General features: G+C 66.6%; 22 protein-coding genes. 11 read left to right on the top strand and 11 right to left on the bottom strand.

The window, feature by feature from the left end; genetic code table 11:
- Position 1 precedes the first annotated feature (1 nt).
- Positions 2–3,130 carry an efflux RND transporter permease subunit gene (locus tag AC1D2L_RS17515; RefSeq protein WP_476847330.1) on the top strand — a complete coding sequence of 1,043 codons (3,129 nt, stop codon included), beginning with the start codon at positions 2–4 and terminating at the stop codon, positions 3,128–3,130.
- Between the two features lie 52 nt (positions 3,131–3,182).
- On the opposite strand, the gene hmgA is transcribed toward AC1D2L_RS17515, so the two are convergent.
- The 4 genes from hmgA to AC1D2L_RS17495 form a co-directional block, all read right to left on the bottom strand.
- Positions 3,183–4,538, bottom strand: coding sequence for a homogentisate 1,2-dioxygenase (gene hmgA / locus AC1D2L_RS17510; protein ID WP_476847170.1), 1,356 nt, complete (start codon positions 4,536–4,538; stop codon positions 3,183–3,185).
- 240 nt (positions 4,539–4,778) lie between these two features.
- Entirely contained in the window at positions 4,779–6,029 is a 1,251-nt protein-coding gene (locus tag AC1D2L_RS17505; RefSeq protein ID WP_476847169.1) for a class I SAM-dependent methyltransferase, read from the bottom strand.
- Positions 6,026–6,829 (bottom strand): DUF1365 domain-containing protein, encoded by an 804-nt coding sequence (locus AC1D2L_RS17500; protein WP_476847168.1) that lies wholly within the window; start codon positions 6,827–6,829, stop codon positions 6,026–6,028. Before AC1D2L_RS17500 ends, AC1D2L_RS17505 begins: the two co-directional genes overlap by 4 nt.
- A complete protein-coding gene (locus AC1D2L_RS17495) occupies positions 6,826–8,163 on the bottom strand; it encodes an NAD(P)/FAD-dependent oxidoreductase (protein ID WP_476847167.1) in 1,338 nt (445 codons plus the stop codon). The genes AC1D2L_RS17500 and AC1D2L_RS17495 overlap by 4 nt, the downstream gene beginning before the upstream one ends.
- Before the next feature lie 148 nt (positions 8,164–8,311).
- Between AC1D2L_RS17495 and AC1D2L_RS17490 the strand changes: the two genes are divergently transcribed.
- From AC1D2L_RS17490 to AC1D2L_RS17465, 6 genes are all read left to right on the top strand, one after another.
- A complete protein-coding gene (locus tag AC1D2L_RS17490; RefSeq protein WP_476847166.1) occupies positions 8,312–8,911 on the top strand; it encodes a hypothetical protein in 600 nt (199 codons plus the stop codon).
- A 32-nt stretch (positions 8,912–8,943) separates the two neighbouring features.
- Entirely contained in the window at positions 8,944–9,324 is a 381-nt protein-coding gene (locus AC1D2L_RS17485) for a DUF2147 domain-containing protein (protein WP_476847165.1), read from the top strand.
- Positions 9,325–9,386: 62 nt separating this feature from the next.
- Positions 9,387–10,007 (top strand): sigma-70 family RNA polymerase sigma factor, encoded by a 621-nt coding sequence (locus AC1D2L_RS17480; RefSeq protein ID WP_476847164.1) that lies wholly within the window; start codon positions 9,387–9,389, stop codon positions 10,005–10,007.
- Complete coding sequence (locus AC1D2L_RS17475; protein ID WP_476847163.1) at positions 10,004–10,630, top strand: ChrR family anti-sigma-E factor; 627 nt, start codon at positions 10,004–10,006, stop codon at positions 10,628–10,630. The genes AC1D2L_RS17480 and AC1D2L_RS17475 overlap by 4 nt, the downstream gene beginning before the upstream one ends.
- Positions 10,627–11,430 (top strand): DUF1295 domain-containing protein, encoded by an 804-nt coding sequence (locus tag AC1D2L_RS17470; protein WP_476847162.1) that lies wholly within the window; start codon positions 10,627–10,629, stop codon positions 11,428–11,430. The genes AC1D2L_RS17475 and AC1D2L_RS17470 overlap by 4 nt, the downstream gene beginning before the upstream one ends.
- Entirely contained in the window at positions 11,427–12,449 is a 1,023-nt protein-coding gene (locus tag AC1D2L_RS17465; RefSeq protein WP_476847161.1) for an SAM-dependent methyltransferase, read from the top strand. The genes AC1D2L_RS17470 and AC1D2L_RS17465 overlap by 4 nt, the downstream gene beginning before the upstream one ends.
- A 16-nt stretch (positions 12,450–12,465) precedes the next feature.
- Here the strand turns inward: AC1D2L_RS17465 and AC1D2L_RS17460 are convergent, their stop codons facing one another.
- Complete coding sequence (locus tag AC1D2L_RS17460) at positions 12,466–12,879, bottom strand: DUF2177 family protein (RefSeq protein ID WP_476847160.1); 414 nt, start codon at positions 12,877–12,879, stop codon at positions 12,466–12,468.
- Positions 12,880–13,035: 156 nt separating this feature from the next.
- On the opposite strand from AC1D2L_RS17460, the gene AC1D2L_RS17455 reads away from it, so the two are divergent.
- Positions 13,036–14,130 (top strand): tartrate dehydrogenase, encoded by a 1,095-nt coding sequence (locus AC1D2L_RS17455; RefSeq protein WP_476847159.1) that lies wholly within the window; start codon positions 13,036–13,038, stop codon positions 14,128–14,130.
- A gap of 98 nt (positions 14,131–14,228) precedes the next feature.
- Here AC1D2L_RS17455 and AC1D2L_RS17450 read toward each other — a convergent pair whose 3' ends face one another.
- Positions 14,229–15,245, bottom strand: coding sequence for a PdxA family dehydrogenase (locus AC1D2L_RS17450; protein ID WP_476847158.1), 1,017 nt, complete (start codon positions 15,243–15,245; stop codon positions 14,229–14,231).
- Between the two features lie 77 nt (positions 15,246–15,322).
- Here AC1D2L_RS17450 and AC1D2L_RS17445 point away from each other — a divergent pair, with 77 nt between their 5' ends.
- Together AC1D2L_RS17445 and AC1D2L_RS17440 are read left to right on the top strand one after the other, a co-directional pair.
- The gene (locus AC1D2L_RS17445) at positions 15,323–16,288 is read left to right on the top strand and encodes an alpha/beta fold hydrolase (RefSeq protein WP_476847157.1); all 966 of its coding nucleotides are present in this window, start codon (positions 15,323–15,325) and stop codon (positions 16,286–16,288) included.
- Entirely contained in the window at positions 16,288–17,859 is a 1,572-nt protein-coding gene (locus AC1D2L_RS17440; RefSeq protein ID WP_476847156.1) for a rhodanese-like domain-containing protein, read from the top strand. The genes AC1D2L_RS17445 and AC1D2L_RS17440 overlap by 1 nt, the downstream gene beginning before the upstream one ends.
- Here the strand turns inward: AC1D2L_RS17440 and AC1D2L_RS17435 are convergent.
- On the bottom strand, positions 17,843–18,910 hold the full coding sequence (locus AC1D2L_RS17435; protein ID WP_476847155.1) for an isocitrate/isopropylmalate dehydrogenase family protein: 1,068 nt from the start codon (positions 18,908–18,910) through the stop codon (positions 17,843–17,845). The two genes, AC1D2L_RS17440 and AC1D2L_RS17435, sit on opposite strands and share 17 nt — an antisense overlap.
- A gap of 2 nt (positions 18,911–18,912) precedes the next feature.
- The gene (locus tag AC1D2L_RS17430) at positions 18,913–20,331 is read right to left on the bottom strand and encodes an MmgE/PrpD family protein (protein WP_476847154.1); all 1,419 of its coding nucleotides are present in this window, start codon (positions 20,329–20,331) and stop codon (positions 18,913–18,915) included.
- 121 nt (positions 20,332–20,452) lie between these two features.
- Between AC1D2L_RS17430 and AC1D2L_RS17425 the strand changes: the two genes are divergently transcribed.
- Positions 20,453–21,139 (top strand): FCD domain-containing protein, encoded by a 687-nt coding sequence (locus tag AC1D2L_RS17425; RefSeq protein WP_476847153.1) that lies wholly within the window; start codon positions 20,453–20,455, stop codon positions 21,137–21,139.
- Here the strand turns inward: AC1D2L_RS17425 and AC1D2L_RS17420 are convergent, their stop codons facing one another.
- The 3 genes from AC1D2L_RS17420 to AC1D2L_RS17410 form a co-directional block, all read right to left on the bottom strand.
- The gene (locus AC1D2L_RS17420; RefSeq protein ID WP_476847152.1) at positions 21,140–22,870 is read right to left on the bottom strand and encodes an ABC transporter permease; all 1,731 of its coding nucleotides are present in this window, start codon (positions 22,868–22,870) and stop codon (positions 21,140–21,142) included.
- Between the two features lie 108 nt (positions 22,871–22,978).
- Positions 22,979–24,040, bottom strand: coding sequence for an ABC transporter substrate-binding protein (locus AC1D2L_RS17415; protein WP_476847151.1), 1,062 nt, complete (start codon positions 24,038–24,040; stop codon positions 22,979–22,981).
- Between the two features lie 57 nt (positions 24,041–24,097).
- The gene (locus tag AC1D2L_RS17410) at positions 24,098–25,159 is read right to left on the bottom strand and encodes an ABC transporter ATP-binding protein (protein ID WP_476847150.1); all 1,062 of its coding nucleotides are present in this window, start codon (positions 25,157–25,159) and stop codon (positions 24,098–24,100) included.
- Between the last annotated feature and the right edge of the window lie 29 nt (positions 25,160–25,188).

Genomic DNA, 25,188 nt, shown 5'->3' with positions numbered 1-25,188 from the left:
GCTGTCTCGCTTCTTTATCGAACGCCCGATCTTCGCGTGGGTCGTGGCCATCGTGATCATGCTCGCGGGCCTTCTGGCCCTGCGCACGCTGCCGATCTCGCAATACCCGCAGATCGCGCCGACAACCGTCCAGATCAGCGCCAATTATCCCGGCGCCGACGCGCAGACCGTCGAGAACTCGGTGACCAAGGTCATCGAGCAGGGAATGACCGGCCTCGATAATCTGCAATACATGACGGCGACCTCGACCTCGACCGGCAACGCCCAGATCACCCTGACCTTCAACAGTCAGGCCGATCCCGACGTCGCGCAGATGCAGGTCCAGAACAAGCTTCAGCTCGTCACGCGGCAGCTGCCGCTGGTGGTGCAGAGCACCGGCATCTCCGTCGCCAAGGCGTCGACCGGCTTCCTGATGGTCGCGGCCTTCGTCTCGACCGACGGCCGGATGTCCACCACAGACCTTGCAGACTATGTGGATTCGACGCTCAACGACACGCTCAAGCGCGTCGAGGGTGTGGGCACGACGCAGCTCTTCGGCGCCGGCTACGCCATGCGGATCTGGCTCGATCCCGACAAGCTCCAGAAATACGCGCTGATGCCCAGCGACATTGCGGTCGCGATCGAGGCCCAGAACACGCAGGTGTCGGCCGGCCAGCTCGGCGGCCTGCCGCAGCAGCCGGGCCAGCAGCTGAACGCAACCGTCACCGCGCTGTCGCGGCTGCAGACCGTCCCACAGTTCGAGAATATCATCCTGAAGAGTGGCCCGTCCGGTTCGATCGTGCGGTTGAACGATGTCGCGCGCGTCGAGCTGGGCGCCAAGAGCTATGACACGGTCTCGTACTACAACGGCCGCCCGACCACCGGCCTCGCGATCAGCCTTGCCACGGGGGCCAACGCCATCAGCACCGCCAAGTCGGTGCAGGAGACGATCGAGCGGCTGAAGCAGACGCTGCCCGAAGGCGTCGAGGTGACCTACCCCTACGACACCACGCCCTTCGTGACGCTCTCGATCGAGAAGGTCGTGCACACCCTGATCGAGGCGATCGTGCTCGTCTTCATCGTGATGTACGTCTTCCTGCAGAACCTCCGCGCCACCTTCATTCCGATGCTGGCGGTGCCTGTCGTGCTGCTCGGCACCTTCGGCGTGCTGGCGCTGGCGGGCTACTCGATCAACACGCTGACTATGTTCGCGATGGTGTTGGCGATCGGACTTCTCGTCGACGACGCGATCGTCGTGGTCGAGAATGTCGAGCGCGTGATGCAGGAAGAGAAGCTCTCCCCCAAGGAGGCGACGATCAAGTCGATGGGCGAGATCACCGGCGCCCTGATCGGCATCGCGACAGTGCTCTCGGCGGTGTTCGTGCCGATGGCGTTCTTCGGCGGCTCGGTGGGTGTCATCTATCGCCAGTTCTCGGTGACGATCGTCACGGCGATGGTGCTGTCCGTCGTCGTCGCGCTCGTGCTGACGCCGGCACTGTGCGCCACGCTGCTCAAGCCGGTCGGCGATCACGCCCCGCGCAAGGGCTTCTTCGGCTGGTTCAACCGCAATTTCGAGCGCACCACCAATGGCTATCGCTCGGGCGTGGCCGGCATGATCGGGCGGCCGATGCGCTTCCTCATGCTCTTCCTCGTGATCTGCGGCGGCATGGGCTGGATGTTCATGCGGATGCCGAGCTCGTTCCTGCCCGACGAGGACCAGGGCATCCTGCTGACCAGTGTCCAGCTTCCGGTCGGCGCCACGCAGGACCGGACGCTGCGCGTGCTCGACCAGGTGCAGAAGCACTACCGCGAGCAGGAAAAGGACTATGTCGACGGCGTGCTGACGGTTGCCGGCTTCGGCTTCGGCGGCCAGGGTCAGAATGTCGGCCTGGCCTTCGTGAGGCTGAAGCCCTTCGCACAGCGCACAGGCAAGGATGCGACCGCCCAGGCGGTGGCGCGGCGCGCCATGGCAGCATTCCGCGGGATCAAGGACGGCACGGTGTATGCCCTCGCGCCGCCCGCCATCCAGGGCTTCGGCAACACGGCCGGCTTCGACTTCTACCTTCAGGACATCGCCGGCGCCGGCCATTCGCGCCTGATCGAGGTCCGCAATCAGCTCCTCGGGCTTGCGGGGCAGAGCAAGCAGCTCGCCGGCACCCGTCCCAACGGGCAAGAGGACACGCCGCAATATGCCATCGAGATCGACCAGGAGAAGGCGAGCGCGCTGACGCTGCCGCTCGGCGCGATCAACAACACGCTGTCGACGGCCTGGGGCTCGGCCTATGTCAACGACTTCATCGACCGCGGCCGCGTGAAATCGGTCTATGTCCAGGCCGATGCGCCGTTCCGGATGCAGCCGGAAGATGTCGGACGCTGGCATGTCCGCAACCAGAAGGGCGAGATGGTTCCGTTCTCGGCCTTCTCGAACGGGCGCTGGAGCTATGGCTCGCCGCGACTGGAGCGCTACAACGGTTCGGCTGCTGTCGAGATCCAGGGCGCGGCGGGAGCAGGCGTGAGCTCGGGCGCGGCCATGGAGGAGATCGACCGGCTGGTGGGCCAGCTTCCCGTCGGGTTTGCCCATGAATGGACGGGGTTGTCGTTCCAGGAGAAGCTTTCGGGCAGCCAGGCGGTGGCGCTCTACGCCATCTCGATGCTGGTCGTGTTCCTGTGCCTGGCGGCGCTCTACGAGAGCTGGTCGGTGCCGTTTGCCGTGATGCTCTGCGTGCCGATCGGTATCTTTGGCGCGCTGCTGGCAGCCTCGCTCTTCGGCCAGAGCAACGACGTGTACTTCAAGGTCGGATTGCTGACGACGATCGGTTTGGCGGCGAAGAACGCGATCCTGATCGTCGAGTTCGCGATCGAGCAGGAGGCCCTCGGCAAGGGGCTCGTCGAGGCGACGCTCGAGGCTGCGCGGCAGCGTCTGCGGCCGATCCTGATGACCTCGTTTGCCTTCGTGCTCGGCGTGACGCCGCTGGCAATGGCGACGGGTGCCGGCTCGGGCAGCCAGAACGCCATCGGCATCGGCGTGATGGGCGGCATGATCGCGGCGACGGTTCTGGGCGTCTTCTTCGTGCCGCTGCTCTACGTCGCGGTCATCCGCCTCGTCAGGCGCTGGCGCAAGCCGGAAGCGGCGGCCCAGACCGTTGCATGATGTCAGGCGAGGGGCGGCTTAGCTTCGCCCCTCCGTCGACCGCCTGCGCGTATCAGGGCGTCGACGGATCGAAATGCGTCGCCAGCCTGTGGCCGTAGGAGCCATAGTCTTTCTGCAGCGCGTCGCTTCCGGCGGCAAAGGCCGTGACATGCTGTGGGAAGCGCGTCTCGAACATGAAGGCGAGCGTGCCTTCGAGCTTGTGAGGCTTCAGCTCGACATTGCTGGCTTTCTCGAAGGCGTCGAGATCGGGCCCGTGCGGCAGCATGCTGTTGTGCAGCGAGATCCCGCCGGGCACGAAGCCGCCGCCGGTCTTGGCGTCGTAGACCCCGTAGACCAGTCCCATGAACTCGCTCATCACGTTCATGTGGTACCAGGGCGGCCGGAAGGTGTTTTCCGCCACCAGCCAGCGATCCGAGAAAATGACGAAGTCGATATTGGCCGTTCCGGGCGTCTCCGAGGGGGAGGTCAGCACGGTGAAGATCGAGGGGTCGGCGTGGTCGTAGAGGACCGGCCCGACCGGCGAGAACTTTCGCAGATCGTATTTGTAGGGCGCGTAGTTGCCATGCCAGGCGACGACGTCCAGCGGCGAGCGCGGGATTTCCGTCATCCAGAGATTGCCGCCCCACTTCACGAACATCGTCGAGGGCGCCTCGCGATCCTCATAGGCCGCGACGGGTGTCAGGAAATCGCGGGGATTGGCCAGGCAGTTGGCGCCGATCGGCCCGCGCTCGGGCAGGCTGAAAGCACCGCCATAGTTCTCGCAGACATAGCCGCGCGCCGGCCCGCCGGGGAGTTCCACACGGATCTTGACGCCCCTCGGGATCACCGCGATCTCGCCGGGCTCGATGTCGATGATGCCGAACTCGGTCCAGAGCCTCAAGGATCCCTCCTGCGGGACGAACAGCATCTCGCCATCGGCATTGTAGAAATACTCGTCCACCATCGAGCGCGTGACGAGATAGACATGCGCGCCCATGCCGCCCAGGCTGCCGGCGTCACCGGCCGTGGTGATGCTGTGCATGCCCTCGACGAAGCTGAGGGGCTGCGGCGGCATGGGCAGCGGGCTCCAGCGCAGGGGCGCGAGCGGCATGTCGACCTCGCGGGCCGGGGCTGTCCGCCACAGACCGGCATCGACGTTCCGGAACTGGCCCCAATGAGCGACAGTCGGCCGGATGCGGTAGAGCCAGGAGCGCTCATTCGTTGTGCGGGGCGCCGTGAAGGGCGAGCCCGACAGCTGCTCTGCATAGAGTCCATAGGCGCATTTCTGCGGCGAGTTTCGCCCCATGGGCAACGCGCCCGGCAAGGCTTCCGTCTCGAAGCCATTGCCGAAGCCCGACATGTAGCCCTGCTTGATCGCACTCTCGACCCTGCCTGCCGCGACCAGTCCAGCGGAATTCTGCGCCGTCATGCCGACACCTCTTGGCGGTTGGCGTTTCCCGGCGCCTCTCGCGCGACGAGGTACGGGCTCGACGGTGCCGCGCGTATTCGCCCGAAATCGTAGCGCTGGCCAGGCGCCATATGGTTACAGGCGTAACCGTCTATCCCGCACGCGACAAGCGGAACGGCGAAATGGGGGAGGGGCGCCGCTCGCAGGGCATGTGGCGCCTGCCGCGCTCAACGAACGTGGTGGCCCTCGTCCAGGCGCGGATCAGGGCCCGCGCAGCGCGATCAGGCTGACATCGATGGTGCGGGCGCGGAAACCGGCTTCGCAGTAGCAGAGATAGAATTCCCACAACCGCTTGAACGGTTCGTCGAAGCCGAGTGGCGCGATCTCTGGCCAGCGGTCCAGAAAGCGCCGGCGCCATTCATCGAGGGTCAAGGCGTAGCTCTCGCCGAAGTCGAGCTGCTCCGTGACCGAGAGGCCGGCGCCTGATGCCTGGCTCGCGAGCACCGGCAGCGAGGGCAGGCAGCCGCCGGGAAAGATATAGCGCTGGATGAAGTCGCTGCCCGTCCGATAGGCCTCGAACATCTCCGGCGCGATGCTGATGGCCTGCAGCACGACGCAACCGCCCGGCCGCAGCGAACGGCTCAGCGTGGCGAAATAGGACGGCCAGTAGGCGTGCCCCACCGCCTCGATCATCTCGATCGAGACGATGCGGTCGAACTGGCCGGTGAGGTCGCGATAGTCCTGCAGCCGCAGGTCGACGCGATGCGACAGACCAGCGCCGGCGACGCGCTGCCGCGCCGCCTCGAGCTGCGAAGGCGACAGCGTGATCGCCGTCACATGGCAGCCCTCCCGGGCGAGCCGCTCGGCCAGAGCGCCCCAGCCGCAGCCGATCTCGAGGACGTGCTCGCCACCGCGGAGGTCGAGCATCGCGACGATCCTGTCCAGGCGTCGTGCCTGCGCGGCCTCGAGGGTCTCGGATGGCGTCTCGTAGAGCGCCGAGGAATACATCATGCTGGCATCGAGCCACTGACCGTAGAAGGCGTTGCCGAGGTCGTAATGGGCCATGATGTTGCGACGGCTGCCGCCGCGCGTATTGGCATTCAGCAGATGGCGAAGGCGATTGGCCAGCCGGGCCGGCCAGCTGCCCGCGACGAGGCCGCCCAGCGTGGCGCTGTTGCGTGCGCCGAGTTCGATCAGCGCGGTGAGATCGGGCGTATCGAAATCGCCGTCGCGATAGGCCTCGGCCAGCCCGATTTCGCCGCCGAGCAGCAGGCGACGCATGGCGCGCCAGTTCTTCAGGATCAGCGTCGCCTGCGGGCCTGATGCGCCATGCCTGCCCGAGAGGCGTTCGCCCTCGGGCGTGACGATCGTCAGGCGGCCGATGGTAATGCGGGTCAGGAGGCGGCGCAGGAACAGCCGCGACAGGCTGATGCCGCGCGGCAGCGCAAGCGCCTGCTCGGCCATCGGGATCGGCTGTTCGGTCTCGGGACGGCTCATGTCGGGACGGCTCATGGCAGCGTCGGTCCTTTGGCATGAGGCGTCGTGGCGCTGCCCAGGCTGAAGGGCCGTTCGGGAGGCGCGGGATGGGGTTGCCAGGAAATGCGCTTGGCCAGCAGGCGCAGCGCGTGCCAGTGAATCGCGAAGGTGACCTTCAGTGTCAAAAGCGGGTGGGTCGCGAGCAGGCGCAGCAGCGTGGCATCGCTCATCTCCGAGCGGCGTCCGCTCAACACGGTTGCGATCAGGCGGCCCTCGTCATCATGCCCGTCGATGGCCAGCGAGACCCGCTCCGCCGGCGGCACGACCGCAAAGGCGTAGCGCATCGCCAGCCCCATGAAGGGCGAGACGTGGAAGAGTTTTTTGGCCCCCTGCCGCAACGGTTCGACCTCGCCGCCAGCAGGCGCGACGTAGCTGTGAACCTCGCCAAAGGTGTTGTGGACCTCATAGACCGTGGCGCAGAGGCTTCCGTCGCGGCGATAGCAAAAATAGGTGCTGATCGGGTTGAAGGCGTAGCCGAGGATGCGCGGCATGGTCAGGAGCCGGATCGGGCCGCCATCAGTGGCGATGCCCGCCTCAGCGAGCGCCGCCTCGATTTGCGGCCGCAGGGGCTTTCCGCTGCGATCGCCATAGTCGGCATCGCGGAACGCATAGAGATTGAAGCGGTTGCGCGAAAACAGCCTGAGGCGCGCCGCAAGTCCGTCGATCTCGTCGAGGTCCAGCAGCATCCAGAAGACGCGGTACGACAACGCATGCGCCTTCGGACGGAAGCGGTGGTGGCGGACGCGCCCGACATACAAGGCGGATTTCCAGTTCATGCCGCCTGTTTCCGGTTAGCCGGCAGGGGGATGCGGCCCGATTCATCCGGGACTCGCCAGGGACGCCGCACGCCGCCAATGGCCTCGGCCACGGCAAGTCCGGCCTGCAGGCCGTCCTCGTGAAACCCCGAGCCGAAATAGGCCCCGCAGAACCAGCTGCGTCGCGCACCCTGGAGCGCCCAGAGCCGCGCCTGTGCCGCGAGCGCGCCTGCATCGAACAGCGGGTGCTCGTAGATTTCCTCGTGCAGGATGTTGTCCTCCCGCAGGCTCTCCGGCGGGTTGAGCGTCACGAAGAGCGGCCGCCCCGGCAGGCCCTGCAACTGGTTCATCCAGTAGGTCACGGCGCAGGCGTCGTCCGGCCTGCTGCGGTCACCGATGTGGTTCCAGCAGGCCCAGGCCCGCCGCCGCTTTGGCATCAGAGCCTGATCGCCATGCAGCACGGCGCGGTTGCGGCTGTAGCGGAAGGCGCCGAGCGCCTCGGCCTCGCCCGTGCCGGGGTCGGCGAGCAAGGCCAGCGTCTGGTCCGCATGGGTCGCGAAGACGACCTGATCGAAGCGATCGCTCCAGCCGTCGCCGTGGAGGACAACGTCATTGGCCCCGCGCCTGACCTGCCTGACGGGCGAGCCCATCCTGACCGCGCCGGAAAAGGCACGGCGCAGCTTATCGACATAGACGGCGCTGCCGCCGGTGACCGTGCGCCACGCCGGCCGGTCGGTGAGCTGGAGCAGCCCGTGATTGCTGTGGAAGCGCAGGAAGGCGGCGGCGGGATAGGTCAGGATCTCGGAACAGGGCGCCGACCAGATCGCGGCCGCCATCGGCAGCAGATGATCGTCGCGGAAGGCCGCGCCATAGCCGCCTGCGGCGATGTAGTCGCCGAGCGAGATGTCGTCCGCTGTGCCCGCGCGCGCGTCTCGTGCGCCCGCCCTATAGAAGCGCACGACATCCTGCAGCATCGACCAGAAGCGCGGATTGACCAGGTTGCGGCGCTGCGCGAACAGGCCGGCGATGCTGGTGCCGCTATATTCGAGGCGGCCGCCATCGAGCGAGACCGCGAAGGACATCTCGGTCGGCTGCGTCGCCACCCGGAGATGGTCCATCAGCGCGATGAAGTTGGGATAGGTAGCCTCGTTGTAGACGATGAAGCCGGTATCGACCGCCGTCTCGCCGCCGCGATCGGCCGCGACGCGCACCGTGTTGGCGTGCCCGCCGAGGCGAGGTTCGGCCTCGAACAGGACCACGTCATGCGCCTGTCCCAGCAACCAGGCGCATGAGAGACCGGAAATGCCCGCGCCGATCACGGCGATCCGCATCGCCTTCCCCTGCTCCCGCTCCATGGATCCGTCTCCGCTTGTCATGAGGGGTATACGGGGCGGGGGCCGTTCTGGATTTGCCGGCGCTGGCCGAAAAATCGCCGAGCCGGCTGACCCGGAACCGGCCCTCCTGCGTAAGCGAGGGCAGGGCCGTGACCAGGAGGGCAGGAGAATGACAGCGGAAGGAGCGAGGCGATGGATCGCCACACTCGGCGGCTATGCCGGCCATCCCGATCCGCGAGCAGGCATCGCCAACACCGTCGCGCTGGTCATCGTCTCGAACCAGCCCTTCTATCCGCTCTATCTCTATTGGGCGGTGTCGCCGGTCATCTCGCCGTCCTTCCTGACCTTCCTGACGACGCCGGTCTTCGCTGCCGTGCCGGCAATCATGCGACGCAGCCCGAAACTGGGGCGTGCCCTGCTTCTCGTCGCAGGGATCGGCAATACGCTGCTCTGCCGCTTCGCTTTCGGCGACGGCTCTGGCGTCGAGGTCTTCCTGTTTCCCTGCCTGATGCTGGCGCTGCTGCTGTTCCGTCGCTCCGAGCGCGTCTTTGCCATCGGCTTCGCAGTCCTGGCCTTCATCGCTTATCTCGTGCCGGCATCGAGCCTCGGCGCGCCGCTGCACCTCTACGAGTCCGCGGAATACAGCGCCCTGCAACGCCTCAACTTCCTCAGCGCGGCATCGCTGACCGCGCTGATCGGGTGGCTCTTCGTAGCGCGCCTCGATGAGATTTCACGTTCCGACGAAACCGATGGCGCGCGCTCGACGTAAGGGGAGCACAGCTTGCGAAAAGGATCGTCGCGATGAAGGCTCTTCTGCTTGCCGCCACCCTTGCCGCCTCCCTTGCCCCACTTGCGGTTGCGAGTGCGGCCGCTGCCGATCTCGACGGCACCTGGCTACGCGACGACGGCAATGCGCGCGTGCGGATCGCGCCATGCGGCGACAAGATCTGCGCCACGAACCTCTGGATCGGCGACACCAGCAAGGGCGAGGAGGCCGGCGACAAGCTCGTGATGACGCTCGCGCGCCAGGCCGACGGGACTTTTGCCGGGACGGCCTACGACCCCAAGCGCGAGCGGAACTTCTCGATGACGGTCAAGGCCTCTGCCGGTGCCCTGGTCACGCGCGGCTGCATCCTGGGCCGCCTGATCTGCCGGGACGTGAATTGGACGGCCGCGAAGTGACGAGGCGCGCGATGGTCCAGCTAACCGGTGATCCGGCGCGCCTGCCCCGACGTATGTGATGTATGGTTGCGGCACTCGCCCTGACTGTCGAAGGCACGCGCGAGGCAGGAGCCGTGGCGCAGGGAAGTCGGTTCGTCGCTTTGTTGGACCCTAACGCATTGATTGCCGCGATCGCGTGCTCCGGCGACCGGGCCGCGTTCGCTGCGCTGTTCGACCATTTCGCGCCGCGCGTGAAGGGGCTGCTGATGCGTGGCGGCACCCCGGCGGAACTGGCCGAGGAGGTCGCGCAGGACACGCTGCTGACCGTCTGGCGCAAGGCGGCCCTGTTCGACCCGGCCAAGGCGAGCGCATCGACCTGGATCGCGACGATCGCGCGCAACCAACGCATCGACATTGCCCGCCGCGAGACCCGCTCCCGGCTGTCCCAAGTTTACGAGATTCTCGATGAAGAAACGCCCGAACAACCCGATGCGACGCTCTCCGGGGCCGAGCGCGACACACGCGTGCGGGCTGCGATGACGCAGCTTTCGCCAGACCAGTACCGCGTCGTCGAGCTCGCCTTCCTGGAAGGCTTTAGCCACCAGGACGTCGCCCGCCACCTCGCCATCCCGCTCGGCACGGTGAAGTCGCGCTTGCGGCTGGCGCTGTCGCATCTGCGCGGCCGGCTGGAGGATCTGCGATGAGCACCGTGCATCGTCCCTCCGACGAAACCCTCGCCGCCTTTGCCGCAGGCCAGCTCGACGAAGGCCTCGCGCTCGTCGTCGCCTGCCATGTCGAGGCCGATCCGGAGAGCCGGCAGCGCTTGCACGCATTCCAGAGCATGCAGGGCGCGCTGCTCGATACGGTGGAAACCGTGCCGATGACAGGCGGTCCGCGCGATCCGGGCGCGCCGGTGTCGGCCAATCTGGCCTCGTCTCGCATCGAGCCCGCCCATGATGCCGGAACGCCCAGCGTGTTGCGCCCGTATGAGCTGGGGCCATGGCGGCCGATCGGCATTCGGGTCGCGATGCGGCGCGTCGCCGTGCCGGGAGCGCAGGCACGCGTCTTCATGCTGCGCGCCGGGCCGGGCATCGCCCTGCCGCACCACAGGCACACAGGTTTCGAATGGAGCACCATTCTCTCCGGCGCCTATGAGCACGAATACGGGCGCTATGCGGCCGGCGACTTCGACGAGGCCGACGCCGAGCACGAGCACACGCCGCGCGTCGATGCAGTCGAGGGCTGCACCTGCATCGTGGCCGTGACCGGGAACGTGCTGTTCCAGGGCTGGCTCGGGCGGCTGCTGCAACCGCTGGTGCGACTGTGACCCTCACCTCCTTCGCAGCCGCCGTGCTGTTTGCATTGGTGGCGATGTCGGTCTTCATGCGGCTCGCGACCGAGGTGGAGCGGCGCAGCGGCAATTCCGGCTGGATCGACGTGGTCTGGACCTTTGGGCTCGGCACGACCGGGATCCTGGGCGCAGCGCTGCCGTTCGGCGCGGGGCCGATGTCGCGGCGGTTGCTGGTGGCCGGGCTGGCGCTGGCCTGGGCGCTGCGGCTCGGGCTGCATATCGCAAACCGGACCAGGGGCATCGCAGAGGACCCGCGCTATGCCAGGCTCAAGCGCGACTGGGGCGCTGACGCTCCCAAGCAGATGGCGCGCCTGCTGCAGATGCAGGCTCTCGCCAGCACGCCGCTGGCGCTGGGGATCGTGCTGGCGGCGCATCGCCCCGCTGCCGGCCTCGATTGGCAGGACGGTGTTGGCGTCGCGATCTTCGTCTCCGGCCTTGTTGGCGGTGCCATCTCGGACGGGCAGTTGCGCGCCTTTGCCCGCTCGACGACCGGCGGCATCTGCGACCGCGGCCTCTGGGCCTGGTCGCGCCATCCCAACTACTTCTTCGAATGCGTGCTGTGGTGCTCCTATGCGGTGATCGCGGTTGGAGCCGGCTATCCCTTCGGCTGGTTCGCCTTGCTGGCGCCGGCCTGCATCACGCTGCTGCTCACCCGCATCTCGGGTATCCCGCCGCTGGAGGCGCATATGCTCGCCAAGCACGGCGCGGCCTATCGCGCTTATCAGGACCGGACGAGCGCGCTGCTCCCGCTGCCGCCCAAAGGAACGCCATCATGACGATCATGCAGAGGCTCGCGACCTGGGGCGAGGCGCTGCCCTTGCCCGATGCGGTCAGCCGCATGGCGATATCGTCGCTCGTCGGGCGCACCAACCGCTCGCTTGCGCAGCAGCCCGGCGACGCTGCCGGCTTCGCACGTGACATGGCGGAGTTCCCCGTCGCGATGCACACAGACGCCGCCAACGCTCAACATTACGAGGTGCCGGCTGCCTTCTTCGATCTCGTGCTCGGGCCACGCCGCAAATACTCGTCCTGCTACTATGCCAACCCGGGCGACAGCCTAGCCACGGCTGAAGACACGGCTTTGGCACTCACCGCCGAGCATGCCGGCCTCGCTGACGGGCAGGAGATTCTCGAACTCGGCTGCGGCTGGGGCTCGCTATCTCTGTGGATGGCCGCGCATTATCCCAATGCCCGGATCGTCTCCGTCTCCAACTCTGCCTCGCAGCGCGCCTTCATCGAGGACCAGGCCGCCCGCCAGGGATTGGGCAATGTGCGGGTCATCACCGCCGACATGAACGACTTCACCACCTCCGACCGCTTCGACCGCGTCGTCTCGGTGGAGATGTTCGAACACATGGCAAACTGGCGCGCGCTGCTGGGTCGGATCAAGGGCTGGCTCAAGCGCGACGGCCGACTGTTCATCCATGTCTTCGCGCATGAACAGGGCTGCTACCGTTTCGACTCTGCCGATACCGGGGACTGGATTGCGCAGCACTTCTTCACCGGCGGACTGATGCCGAGCGCGGCGCTGGCGCATCAGTTTTCCGACCTCTTTGCGGTAGAAGCCGAATGGCGCTGGAGCGGCGAGCATTATCGCGCCACCGCCGAGGACTGGCTCGCCAATTTCGATCGCAACCTGGCCCAGATAGACCCTATTCTGCTCCAGACCTATGGCGCCGATGCCGCGCTATGGCGCAGGCGCTGGCGCCTGTTCTTCCTGGCGACCAGCGGGCTGTTCGGACATGAAGGCGGCGGCCCCTGGGGCGTCAATCACTACCGATTGAGCCCTGTGTGAGCTGAAGGCTCGCACCTTAGACCCAACCCCAAGCTATGGCGCGACGCACCGCGCCATAGGCGATCCAGCTGCACAGCCCGACGGCGACGGTGCCATAGACGAGATCGGCCAGTGTGATCGTCAGGGTCCAGGGGCGCAGCGTTGCATAGTTCGTCAGGTCATAGGTCGCATAGGCGAGGAGGCCGAGCAGCGCGCCGTTGAGGAATGCCGCAATCGCGTTGCCGTCCCTCAGGGCTGGCATCAGGACGAAGTGGACGACGCCGAGCGGGAAGCCGAAATAGAAGAGTGCGGCGGGCCAATAGCGCACCTGTTCGACGATGAGGTCGCCAAGCGCCGGCCGGTAGAGCTTCGCCGTCATCGTGCTCAGCCAGATGGCGTCGCAGATTCCGAAGGCGACGAGAAAAGCGATGTAGCCGGCGACGAAGCGCATGATGACCTCCGGGCGTTTCAGTCAGATACGCCGCGCAGGGGCGGCCGGTTCACCACAGCGTCGGGCCAGGCGGCGATTTCTCCCGCAGCGCTATCGTTGTCGACAATAAGCAATTAGGTTGGGTCGGGTCGATCGATCGAGAGCGGGTTCGGACACATGACGAAGGCATATAAAATCGCGGCCATCCCCGGGGACGGGGTCGGGGTCGAGGTGATCGAGGCAGGCCTGGACGTACTCGCCCTCTGCGCGGCCCGGTCCGGCCGGTTCTCGCTCGAGATCTCGCGGTTCGACTGGGGCTCCGACTATTTCAAGCGCCACGGCCGCATGATGCCGGCGGATGGGCTCGACCAGATCCGCGGTGCCGATGCGATCTATTTCGGCGCAGTCGGCGCTCCCGATGTGCCAGACCATGTCACGCTGTGGGGGCTGAGGCTGGCGATCTGCCAGCCCTTCGACCAATACGCGAATGTGCGCCCCACGCGGATCCTGCCAGGGATCGTGCCGCCCTTGCGTGGCGTCGCCGCCAGCGACCTCGACTGGGTGATCGTGCGCGAAAACTCCGAGGGCGAATATGCGGGGCAGGGCGGGCGCTCGCATCGCGGCCAGCCCCACGAGATCGCGACCGAGGTCTCGATCTTCACGCGCGCCGGTGTGACGCGGATTATGCGCTTCGCCTTCGAGACGGCCCGCGCGCGGCCGCGAAAGCTGCTGACCGTCGTGACCAAGTCGAATGCGCAGCGCCACGGCATGGTGATGTGGGACGAGATCGCCGCCGAGGTCGCGCGCGACTTCCCCGACGTGACCTGGGACAAGATGCTGGTCGACGCGATGACGATCCGGATGGCCCTGAAGCCGCAGAGCCTCGATACGATCGTCGCGACGAACCTGCATGCCGATATCCTCTCGGACCTCGCCGCCGCGCTCGCCGGATCGATCGGCATCGCTCCGACCGCCAATCTCGACCCGGAGCGGCGCTTTCCCTCGATGTTCGAGCCGATCCATGGCTCGGCATTCGACATCGCCGGCAAGGGCATCGCCAACCCGATCGCGACCTTCTGGTCTGGCTCGATGATGCTGGAGCATCTTGGCGAGGCAGCTGCGGCAACGGCGCTGATGCGGGCGATCGAGCGCGTCACCGCCGATCCCGTCAATCATACTCCCGATCTCGGCGGCACGGCGACGACGCATTCGGTGACGAAGGCGGTCATGGAAGCGTTGCGCGGCGACAATCTCGGCCTGTCGCCCGGCTGATACGCAGCCTCAGTATCTGCAGAGGTATCCGGTCATCCCAGGCGACCGCTGTGAGATCCGGGATGACCGCGCACCTCCTGCGCCTTGCCGACCACCCCTCAGCCCGCGAGGCGCGCGGCGGCGAGACGTCCGGCGAGTTCGACCGCCGTGGAGAGCGCTCCGAAGGAGGCGACACCCTTTCCGACGATGTCGAAGGCGGTGCCGTGGGCCGGCGTCGTGAAGACGACGTCCAGACCGGCCGTCACGGTGACGCCGCGATTGAAGCCGCGCAGCTTCGTCGCGATCTGGCCCTGATCGTGATACATCGCGACCACGCTGTCGAACTCGCCGGCGAAGGCGCGGATATAGACGGTGTCGGCCGGGTAGGGCCCGGAACAGGCGATTCCGCTTGCCGCGATCCTGTCCACCGTCGGACGGATCAGTTCGATCTCGTCGCGGCCAAAGAGGCCGTTCTCGCCAGCATGGGGATTGAGCGCGGCAACCGCGATGCGCGGGCTCGCGATACCGGCGCGCTTCATCATGCGATCCACCAGTTCGACGGCATCCGTGATCGACCGGGCATCGATGAGGTCGAGAGCCTCGCGCAGCGAGACATGCGAGGTGACGCGCGACATCCACTGGCCGTCGAGCACGTTCATTTCCGAGAAGTAGCCCTGATGCTTCAGCAGGTGCGCGAACATCTTGTGCTCGTCGGGAAAGCGCCAGCCGCCAGCGAACATCGCGGCCTTGTTGAGGGGCGCGAAGGTGATGGCGTCGAGTTTTCCAGCCTGCGCCATGGCGATGGCATGCGCCAGGCTCTCGCCGGTGATGCGGCCCGATTCCGGCGAGATCTGGCCGCGCCCAAGCGTGGCGGGGTCGGCATTGGCGAGGTCGATCAGGGGAAAACCGGGCGCCGCCCAGTCGATCGCGCTGTCGTCGCCGACGAGGCTCCATCGCAGCTCGACGCCGGCGTCGCGCGCGCCCTGCTCGAGAACACGCCGGTCCCCGATCGCGACGAGCCTGACGTGACCGGAATAGGCGCCCTCGGCCAGGACCTTTGCAGCGATCTCCGGGCCGATGCCGGTCGCGTCGCCGAACAGAAATCCGAGGCGGGGCTTGTCCTGAAGGGCGGCCATGGAAGTCCTCAGATTCAGAGTGCTTATTGTCGACAATATGATATCCATCGCATGGCCAATGGCGAGGAGCAATGCCGATGATGCCGAACCAACCGCAAGACGTAGCGACCCGGCCGCCGCTGATGCCGCATGGGCCGGTGCTCATGGCCGGGTTCGAGCGCCGCAAGATCCGGACACGTGGAGCGGAGATCGAGGTTGCGATCGCGGGCAGCGGACCGCCGCTGCTTCTGATCCATGGCAATCCGCTCAACCTCGCGAGCTGGCACAAGGTCGCGCCGTCGCTCGCCCAGAGCTTCACGGTGGTCGCGACGGACCTGCGCGGCTACGGCGACAGCTCGAAGCCGGAGGGCGGCGGAGACCACTCCGAGTACAGTTTCCGCGCCATGGGCGAGGATAATTTCGACGTGATGGACGCGCTCGGCTTCGACAAATTTGCGGTGGCGGGGCACGACCGGGGCGCCCGGGTCGGCTTCAGGATGGCGCTCGACCAGCCGCAGCGCGTCACCGCTTTGGCCGCGCTCGACATCGTGCCGACCCATCACGTGCTGACCCATGTCAGCCTCGGCTGGGGCCTCGAATCCTATCACTGGTTCTTCATGGCGCAGAAGGCTCCGTTCCCGGAGCGGCTGATCTGCGCCGACCTCGACTATTACATCCGCTACAAGCTCAACAAGAAAGGCGTCGGGCTTGAGATCTTTACGCCAGAAGCGCTCGCCGATTATGCGCGATGCACGACGCCGGAGCAGATCCATGCCGTCTGCGAGGACTATCGCGCGACCGTGACGCTCGACCTCGCCATGGACACCGCCGATTACGGCACGCGCAAGATCGCCTGTCCGGTGCTCATCCTTTGGGGCTCCAACAGCCATTGCGGCCGCCATTTCAAACCGATCGAGGCCTGGGCCGAATGGGCGGACGACCTGCGCGGCTGGGCGATCCCGACCGGGCACTATCCCGCCGAGCACAGGCCCGATCTGGTCTATGCGACCTTCCACGCGTTCTTCTCGGGCCAGGAACCGGCACCCTATGCCGAACCCGCATGATGGCAGCGGTCGAGGCCCGGGAGGCAAAGCGACGGCTCCATGCGGCCGGCGAGATCGCCTGCCTGGATGTGCGCGAACACGGCCAATATGGCGAGGGTCATCCATTCGCAGCGGTCCCCTGTCCCTATAGCCGGCTGGAGGCCATGGTCGCGGCGCTGGTGCCGCGCCTCGACGTGCCGATCGTGCTCGTCGACGACGGGGACGGGGTGGCGCGGCGTTCCGCGGCGCGCCTCGCTGCGATGGGCTATTCCGATATCGACTGGGTCGTGGGTGGCGCGCCGGCGTGGGCAGCGGCCGGGTTCACGCTGTTCAAGGGCGTGAACCTGCCGAGCAAGACACTCGGCGAACTCGTCGAGGAGCAGTGGCATGTGCCTGCGATCGGTCCCGAGACCCTGGAGCGCTGGCAAGGGGAGGGGCGGCGGTTTCGCCTGTTCGACGGCCGCCCGGCCGCCGAATACAACAAGATGACGATCCCCGGCTCGCGCTCGCTGCCCAATGGCGAGGCGGCGCATCGCTGGGAGGCAGTTGTGCCTGAGGATATGCCCGTCATCGTCAACTGTGCCGGGCGCACGCGCAGCATCATCGGCGCGGCCGGCCTCGCCCTGCTAAAGCCGGGCGCGTCGGTGCTGGCGCTGGAGAACGGGACGCAGGGTTGGGCATTGTCGGGGCGCGCGCTCGCGCATGGCGCTGCCGCATCGTCCCTGCCGCCCGCCGATGCCGAGGCGAGCCGACGTCGCGCCGAGCTGTTCATGATGGAACACGGGATCCGCGCGATCGACCGGGCCGAGGCCGGACGCCTCGCCGGCAGGCCCGGCCGCACCACATACATCTTCGATGTCCGCGACCCCGCCGAGCATGCGGCGACGCCCCATGAAGCCGCGCCTTCCGCGCCCGGTGGCCAGCTGGTGCAGGCCACCGACCAATGGATCGGCGTGCGCAGGGCCTGCGTCATCCTCGCCGACGATACGGGGCTGCGGGCGGCGCTTGCGGCTTTCTGGCTGCGGCAGCTCGGCTACGAAACCTATGTCCTGCCCGATATCGGGAGCTGGCCGCGGGATTGGCGCCTGCCTGTCGACCAGCCGCGCGCCACCCTCGTCGCGCCGTCGGCGATAGGTGCCGCCGAGGCCATCGCGTGCGCCGAGGCTGGCGATTGCCTGCTGGACCTGCGCGGCGCGCTTGCCTTTCGCGCGGGCCATCTGAGGGGTGCGAGCTGGTCGATCCGGCCCCGCTTGCCGGAGGTTGCTGGCCGGCATGTCCTGCTGGCGGGAGATGAGGCCGCTACCGCACTGGCGACCCGCGATCTATGCGAGGCCGGCGCGGCATCCGTCCGGCGCGTCGAGGGCGATGCGATGCAGTGGCGCGCGGCGGGACTTGCGCTCGCGGTTTCGGCCGACGTTCCGGCCGATGCGGATGCGATCGATCACCTGTTCTTCGTGCATGACCGGCATGACGGCAACCTCGATGCCGCCCGGCGCTATCTCGCCTGGGAGATGGGCCTGACCGCCCAGCTCGACGCCGACGAGCGCGGAGACTACCGGCTCGACGCGATCGACCTCAGCCGATCGCCTTGACGATCGCGTCCGTCATGCCCCGTGTTCCAGCGGTGCCACGGATGTCGCGCGTGCGCGTCTCCGGCGCCGAGAGCGCCGACTGGATGGCGCTCGCCATCGTCCGCGCGACCTCCAGCGCCTGAGGCACGACGCGGGCGCGGCCGAGATGCTCGATCAGCATCCGGGTCGACTCGATCATCGCATAGGGGTTGGCGATGCCCTTTCCAGCGATGTCGGGGGCCGAGCCATGCGTCGCCTGCGCCATGGCCAGGCCGCCCTCGCCGATGCACAGACCGGGCGCCATGCCCAATCCCCCGACGAGCCCCGCAGCCTCGTCGGTCAGGATGTCGCCGAACATGTTCGTCGTCACAACGGTATCGAAGCTCTGGGGATCGCGGATCAGCCGCATCGCGAAGGTGTCGACGATGACCTCGTCGACCGTCACGTCGGGATAGTCCTTGGCCGCCTCGTAGCAGCTTTCGACGAACATGCCGCAGCCGAGCTTGAACACGGTGTTCTTGTGCACCAGCGTCAGGCGCTTGTTCCGCGAGCGCGCGATCTCTAGGGCGGCGCGCGCGACCTTGCGGCTGCCTTTCCGAGAAATGACGCGCACCGAGATCGTCAGGTCGTCATTGGGGCGGAACTCGCCGGAGCCCATGACGACGTTGCGATCGGGCTGGAAGCCCTCATTGTTCTCGCGCACGATGACGAGATCGACGTCGTCGTAGATGCAGCCGATATCGGGAAATGAGCGCGTCGGGCGCACATTGGCAAACAGGTCGAAATGCTTGCGCAGGATCGGGTGCGGATTGATCGCGCCCGGCCCCTTCGGATACGCCTGATGACCGATCGGGCCCAGGATGAAGCCGTCGAAGCCAGCCAGTGTCTCCAGCGTGCCTTCGGGCATGGTCGAGCCGTGGCTGTCGAGCGCGGAACGGCCGATGGGCATTGGACGCCAGTCGATGGCGAGCCCATGGCGGGCGGCCGCCGCGCTAGCGATCTCGACCGCAGCCGGCACGATCTCATGGCCGATATCGTCCCCGTTGAGGACGCCGATCGTGAGCTTCGCCATCGTCACAGCCGCAGCGACGCCATCAGGCGCTCGATCGATGGCAGGCTCTCGAGATCGCGTACCATAGCGATGACGTCGGCGATCCTGTCTCCGGCGAGCCCGCCGAAGCCAGCGGTCTCGCGGAACTTGTCCGAGACCTCGTCGTAGCTCATCGGATTGGCGGGACTGCCCTTGCCGAAATCGGCCCGGCCGGAGATTGTCCTGCCGTCTTTCATCGTGATCGCGATCAGCGTCGTCATCTTGTCGTAGCCGGCGGCCTCCGCCTCGTCATCGACCACGAAATCGATGCGCTCGATCATCGCCTTGACGTCGGCGCGGTTGACCACCTCGTCGGTGAACTCGGCGAGGCCCGCCTTGCCCTCGATCAGGAGGATGGCCATGCAGAACTCCATCGAGAACTTGGCCTGCAGCTCGTTTGTCGGGCGGTGGTGGATCAGCGCGTTGGGCATGTTGTGGTTCGTGCCGACGCGGACGCGGTCGACAGCATCGGCGGTGATGCCGTTCTCGCGGATCAGGCGCAGCATCTCTGTCATGCCGGGATGGGTCAGCGAGCCCGAGGGATGCGGCTTGATCGAGATGCCCGGCGACGAGAAGGTCCAGGGCGCGCCGAGCTGGTTCAGGATCGCAGCCTCGTCGTAGCCGCCGCCCGCGGCGCGGAAGAAGCCGCGCGGAGCCTCCAGGATCTTGTCGGTGGCGCTCCAGCCATATTCGGCGAATTGAGCCGCGGCGACACCGCTCTCCGAGGAGCGCCCGGCATGGAAGGGCTTCGTCATCGTGCCGAAATTCTCGCGCAGGCCGGCCGACTGGCTGCCCGCGATCGAGAGCGCGCGCAGCGTCTGGTCGAGGTTCAGGCCCATCAGCTTGGCCGCGGCGGTCGCTGCCGCGAAGGTGCCGCAGGTCGCGGTGGCATGGAAACCGGTCTGGTAGTGCCGCGGGTTGATCGCCTCGGCGATCTTGCACTCGACCTCGACACCGAGGTGGTAGGCCAGCATCACGTCGCGCCCGCTGGCGCCCTTGGTCTCGCCCATGGCCAGCGCTGCCGGCAGGGCCGGTGCGGTCGGATGGGTCAGGAGCCCGTAGACACGGTCCTTGGCGACGGCGAGCTGCGTGTCGTCATAGTCGTCGGCATGGATGCCGACGCCGTTGGCGAAGGCGGCAAAGCGCGGCGCGACCTTGAGGTTCGACCCGATCACCGTGGCGGTCCCGGCCGCGAGGCTCAGGTCCGCGAGATGGCGGCGCACATACGCGCCGCTATGGGCGACCGAACCCGAGAGCGCGAGGCCCAGCCCGTCGAGGATCGACTTCTTGCCCAGCGCCACGACATCACCGGGCAGCTGCGACGCGGAGGCCTCACAGACAAAGGTCGCGACATAGCGCGTCAGGCCGTTATCCGAGGGCGAGAGGTTGTCCGGCGTCTTCATGGCGTCCTCCAGGAGTGGTCTCTAGCGTCTAATTGTCTTTTGATGATTGTCAACAATTTAGGATCCGGTGGCTTCCCGACGTGCCGGCTGTTAGATTGGGGGTCCCTCACGGAACCCGTTCATGACCCTCGATATCGATTCGGCCCTGCAGCTGCGACGCAACCAGTCCCTCACCTCGATCATCCGCAGGGAGCTGGAGCAGATGATCGAGCGCGGCGAGCTCAGCGCCGGGGAGCGCCTCAACGAGAATGCGCTCGCCGCCAAGCTCGGCGTCAGCCGCGGGCCGATCCGCGAGGCCTGCCGGGGGCTCGAGCAGAGCGGGCTGGTGAATGTGGTGGTCAACCGTGGCGTCTTCATCCGGGCTCTGGACGGGCGCGAGGCGGCCGAGCTCTACGAGATCCGGGCCGCGCTCTATGGCCTGGCGGGCCGGCTGCTGGCACCGATCGTGACCGACGAGCAGATCGCGACGCTTTCGGGCTATGTCGCCGACATGGATGCCGCGCTGGCCGCTGGGGACCTGAACCGGTTCTATCCGGGCAATCTGCGGTTCCACGAGGCCATCGTCGAATTCGGCGGCAATACCCGCCTGGCCGCCGAATGCGCCGCGATCCATCGCGAGATGCATCTGCTGCGCCGCCGCACGCTCGACATGCCGGGCCGGATGGGGACCTCCAACGACGAGCATCGTGCGATCCTGGAACGCATTGCGGCACGGGACCCGGTCGGGGCCGAGGCGGCGCTGGAGGAGCATGTCCTGATCAGCCGCAACGCGCTGTTTGGGCCGCTCGGCCATTATCCCGAGGCCTGATCAGCCACGGACCGGGGCGACACGCACCCCGCCGAGCAGCGGCAGGCGATTGGCGACGAAGACGATCGCGAACGAGATCAGCAGCAGCATGATGCCGAGCACGGAGATCGCGCCGAGATCGCCGGATTCGTTCAGGTCGTAGATGATGACCGAGACGAGCTTGGTGTCGGCGGTGGTCAACAGGATCGTGGCCGAGAGCTCGCGAATCGTGCCGATGAAGATGAAGCACCAGGCGGCGACGACATTGGAGCGCAGCAGCGGCGCCGTGATGGTCCGCAATGTCGTCATCCGCGTCGCGCCGAGGATGCGTCCGGCCTCCTCGAGTTCGACATGCACGCTCTTGAAGGCGCTGGAGAGCTGCTGGTAGCCGGCCGGCATCTCGATGGTGAGGAAGGCGATCAGCAGGATCCAGAGCGTGCCGTAGAGCGGCAGGATCGGGCTGGAATAGCTCAGGAACAGGCCGACGCCGAGCACGATGCCAGGAATGGCGATCGGCGCGGTGGCGAGATGACCGAGATAGGGCGCAAAGCGCGATGTACCGCGCGTGACGAGATAGGCCACCACCAGAGCGATGGCCGTGCCGATCGTCGCCGTGAGGAAGCCCAGCAGGAAGGTGTTCCGCAAAGCGAGCTGCGTCGCGGAGAACTCGAAGAAGACGAACCAGACATGGTGGAGCGTGAAGCTCTCGAACGTCAGTGGCTCGGCCACGGTGCGCGTCACGGCGGTCTTGAAGAGCGCGGCATAGGGCATCAGCACCGTCAGCGAGAGCACGAGGAAGGTGAAGCCGAGCGCGAGCCATTTCCAGCGGCCGAGCACCGTGATGCGGGCCGAGCCGCTCTTGCCGCCGACAGTCGTATAACCGCGCCTGCCCAGGATCCGCCGCTGCGTCCAAAGCAGCAGGATGGTGATCAGGAGCAGCGGCAGGGCCGCGGCCGCGGCCAGCCCCGGCTTTGGCGGGTATTGGAACAGGCTCCAGATCTTGGTGGTGATCACGTGGAAATTGGCCGGCAGGGCCAGGATCGCCGGTGAGCCGAACATCGTCAGCGCCTGCAGGATCGCGATCAGCGAGCCCGCCAGCATCGCGGGCAGGACGAGCGGGACCGTCACCTTGCGAAGGGTCGTCCAGAGCCCGCCGCCAAGGATCGCCGAAGCCTCCTCAAGCTCGGTGGGTACCCGCTCCAGCGCGTTGGTGACCAGCGTGAAGACATAGGGAAAGGTGTAGCAGGCGATGGCGAAGACGAGGCCCGACAGCGTGTAGATGTCGACGATGTACTCGTAGGGGTCCAGGTTGAAGAGCCAGCGATAAATGGCATTGATGATGCCGCTGTTGGGAGCGGCCAGGATTTCCCAGGCGATGGCGCCCAGGAATGGCGGGGTGACGAAGGACGCCATCACCAGCCCCCGCACGAGCGTGCGACCCGGCATGTCGGTCCGCGCCACGATCCAGGCGAGCGGGACGGCTATGACGCAGGACATCGCCCCGACCCCTAGCGCCATGGTGATGGCCACGATGAAAGGCCGGCGCAGCGTCACATCGGTGACCAGCGCACGGAAATTGGCCAGGCTCAGGCTGCCGGCCTGGTCGGTCACCGCGTAATAGCCGAGCCAGCCCAGCGGCAGCACGACCATCACGGTCAGGATGACCGCCAGCAGGACGAAGATCGGCCGCGACCAGTCGAAGGCGGCGCGCCGCACGGGAACTCCGGCCTCGATCGCGGTTATCGCAGTCATGGGCAACTCCATGCGCAGCCAGCGCGCTCATGGGCGCCAGGCGCAGATCACGTCGGAAGCCGAGGGGACGGCGCGGGCGAGCCGCGCCGCTCGAGACGTCGGGCCTGGTCAGGTGCCGAAATACTCTTCGTACTTCTTCTTGATCATCTCGATATCCGGCTCGAGCTTGATCGGATCGGAGTAGAGCAGCTTGATCTTGGTCAGCGGTGTCCGGGTTTCCTTCTCCTTGATGCGCGGATGGAACGAGCGCAGGCCGCCGAAATCACTGTTCAGCTGCTGTGTCTCCTGATCGAAGAGGAATGAGTAGAACAGCTTCGCCGCGTTGGGATGGGGCGCGTTCTTGAGAATGCCGCCATGGCCGATGGCGATCGGCGTGCCCTCGGTCGCGTAGACGATCTCGACGGGAACGCCGGTCTCCTTGAGCATGAACATGTTGTATTCGTTGCCGTCGGCCTCGATCGAGCGCTCGCCCTGGGCAAGCTTCTTCGGCGGTTCGGTCGACGACTGGACCTGCATGACGCGCTGCTTGCCGAGCTTTTCGAAGAATTCCCAGCCCAGCGCCCGGCTCAATGCGTCGGTGCCGGTCATGACCGTGCCGGAATAGCCGGGATGGGCCTTGACGATGCGACCGCGCCATTTGGGGTCGAGCAGGTCGGCATGGCTCTTGGGCGCGTCCTCAGCCTTCACCTGCTTGGTGTTGTAGCCGATGACCGAGAGATGGGCGCGATAGGCGGCATAGTAGCCGTCGGGATCCCTGGCCTCCTTCGGCCAGTCCTTGGCGACCTCGACGGGAACCGCCTGGGCGAGCCAGCCATTGCGCTTGAACAGGATGAAATGCACGGCGTCGGAGGTTTCGACCACGTCGGCATTGTGGATCGAGCTGCCATATTCCTGGCTCAAGCGCTGGTAGACTCGCTCCGAGCCCGATCGCTCGACCTTGACCTTGATGCCTGGATATTTTGCCTCGAAGGCGCTGCCGACCTTCTCGGCGACCGCGACGTCGGTGGCCGTATAGAAGGTCACGGTGCCCTCTTTCCTGGCCGCCTCGATCAACTGCGGCGTAACCTCGTAGGGTGCGGGGGCCTGTGCGAAAGCAGGCAGGCAGGCCAGCGAGCTCGCTGATACAAGGCCCGCCAGCACGGATCGCCTGTCGAAGATTGCACGCGTCATTGTCGTTCCTCCCTGTCGTTTTTTGCGTTTTTTGGTCGAACGCACGTCAGTCCGGGGTCAGCGGGCCAAGGCGCGGCAGTGCTCCTGTGGAAAATGCAGCCAGACGGGCTGGCCTCGGTCGATGGACAGATGCGGCTCGGCGACCGTGCGGATCTGCGCACCGCCCTGAAGCTCGATCAGATAGTCGCGATGGGAGCCGAGATAGACTTGGCGCAGGACCGTGCCTTGTACGCGGTTGGGGCCATCATGCTGCGGCTTGGAGTCGAGCACGATGTCATGGTGGCGCACCGAGACCACGCCGTCGCCCCCTGCGGAAAAATCGCCGGTTCCGCAGCGCAGTTTCAGCGGCCCGCATTCGACCGTCTCGGCATCGAGCCAGCGGCCCTTGAGGATATTGGTGCCGCCGAGGAAGCGCGCGACGAATTCCGATTGCGGCCGCTCGTAGATCTCCTCGGGGCTTCCCGCCTGTTCGATCCGGCCCTGGTTCATGACGACGATCAGGTCGGCGGTTGTCATCGCCTCGGCCTGGTCATGCGTGACGTAGACCGTCGTATAGCGGTACGCGTCATGGAGGCGGCGGATCTCGAAGCGCATCTCCTCGCGCAGGTTGGCGTCGAGATTGGACAGGGGCTCGTCGAGCAGCAGGATCTCGGGCTCGATCACCAGCGCGCGGGCGAGCGACACGCGCTGCTGCTGTCCGCCGGACAGTTCGCCGGGGTACCGCTCGGCGAGCGCCTTGAGCTGGGTCACGTCGAGGATCTTGTCGACGAGCCGCGCGACCTCGGCCGACTGCATCTTCCTGAGGACCAGGCCGTAGCCGATATTCTCGCGGACGGTCATGTGCGGCCAGAGCGCGTAGCTCTGGAAGATCATCGACATGCCGCGGCGCTCGGGCGGCTCGCTCCAGCCGGCCGATGAGATCGTGCGGCCGCCGACGCGGATTTCGCCGTCCTTGGGGGTGATGAAGCCGGCAATGAGGCGCAGGGTCGTGGTCTTGCCGCAACCCGACGGGCCGAGCAGGCAGACGAGGTTGCCCTTCTCGACGTTCAGGTTGACGCGTTCCACCACGGTCAACGCACCGTAGCGCATCGTCAGGTCGGCAAGCTCTAGAAACGCCAATGCATCCTCCCAGACGCCGTTTCGTCACA

It is taken from the genome of Allobosea sp. P1_B10, assembly GCF_056406735.1.
This window is presented reverse-complemented; position numbering and strand designations above follow the sequence as displayed.

Excerpts from the sequence above, each read along its gene's own strand:
- hmgA (WP_476847170.1), bottom strand. The coding sequence starts at position 4,538 with ATGACGGCGCAGAATTCCGCTGGACTGGTCGCGGCAGGCAGGGTCGAG.
- AC1D2L_RS17505 (WP_476847169.1), bottom strand. The coding sequence starts at position 6,029 with ATGAGCCGTCCCGACATGAGCCGTCCCGAGACCGAACAGCCGATCCCG.
- AC1D2L_RS17500 (WP_476847168.1), bottom strand. The coding sequence starts at position 6,829 with ATGAACTGGAAATCCGCCTTGTATGTCGGGCGCGTCCGCCACCACCGC.
- AC1D2L_RS17495 (WP_476847167.1), bottom strand. The coding sequence starts at position 8,163 with ATGGAGCGGGAGCAGGGGAAGGCGATGCGGATCGCCGTGATCGGCGCG.
- AC1D2L_RS17490 (WP_476847166.1), top strand. The coding sequence starts at position 8,312 with ATGACAGCGGAAGGAGCGAGGCGATGGATCGCCACACTCGGCGGCTAT.
- AC1D2L_RS17485 (WP_476847165.1), top strand. The coding sequence starts at position 8,944 with ATGAAGGCTCTTCTGCTTGCCGCCACCCTTGCCGCCTCCCTTGCCCCA.
- AC1D2L_RS17480 (WP_476847164.1), top strand. The coding sequence starts at position 9,387 with ATGGTTGCGGCACTCGCCCTGACTGTCGAAGGCACGCGCGAGGCAGGA.
- AC1D2L_RS17475 (WP_476847163.1), top strand. The coding sequence starts at position 10,004 with ATGAGCACCGTGCATCGTCCCTCCGACGAAACCCTCGCCGCCTTTGCC.
- AC1D2L_RS17465 (WP_476847161.1), top strand. The coding sequence starts at position 11,427 with ATGACGATCATGCAGAGGCTCGCGACCTGGGGCGAGGCGCTGCCCTTG.
- AC1D2L_RS17460 (WP_476847160.1), bottom strand. The coding sequence starts at position 12,879 with ATGCGCTTCGTCGCCGGCTACATCGCTTTTCTCGTCGCCTTCGGAATC.
- AC1D2L_RS17455 (WP_476847159.1), top strand. The coding sequence starts at position 13,036 with ATGACGAAGGCATATAAAATCGCGGCCATCCCCGGGGACGGGGTCGGG.
- AC1D2L_RS17450 (WP_476847158.1), bottom strand. The coding sequence starts at position 15,245 with ATGGCCGCCCTTCAGGACAAGCCCCGCCTCGGATTTCTGTTCGGCGAC.
- AC1D2L_RS17445 (WP_476847157.1), top strand. The coding sequence starts at position 15,323 with ATGATGCCGAACCAACCGCAAGACGTAGCGACCCGGCCGCCGCTGATG.
- AC1D2L_RS17440 (WP_476847156.1), top strand. The coding sequence starts at position 16,288 with ATGGCAGCGGTCGAGGCCCGGGAGGCAAAGCGACGGCTCCATGCGGCC.
- AC1D2L_RS17435 (WP_476847155.1), bottom strand. The coding sequence starts at position 18,910 with ATGGCGAAGCTCACGATCGGCGTCCTCAACGGGGACGATATCGGCCAT.
- AC1D2L_RS17430 (WP_476847154.1), bottom strand. The coding sequence starts at position 20,331 with ATGAAGACGCCGGACAACCTCTCGCCCTCGGATAACGGCCTGACGCGC.
- AC1D2L_RS17425 (WP_476847153.1), top strand. The coding sequence starts at position 20,453 with ATGACCCTCGATATCGATTCGGCCCTGCAGCTGCGACGCAACCAGTCC.
- AC1D2L_RS17420 (WP_476847152.1), bottom strand. The coding sequence starts at position 22,870 with ATGACTGCGATAACCGCGATCGAGGCCGGAGTTCCCGTGCGGCGCGCC.
- AC1D2L_RS17415 (WP_476847151.1), bottom strand. The coding sequence starts at position 24,040 with ATGACGCGTGCAATCTTCGACAGGCGATCCGTGCTGGCGGGCCTTGTA.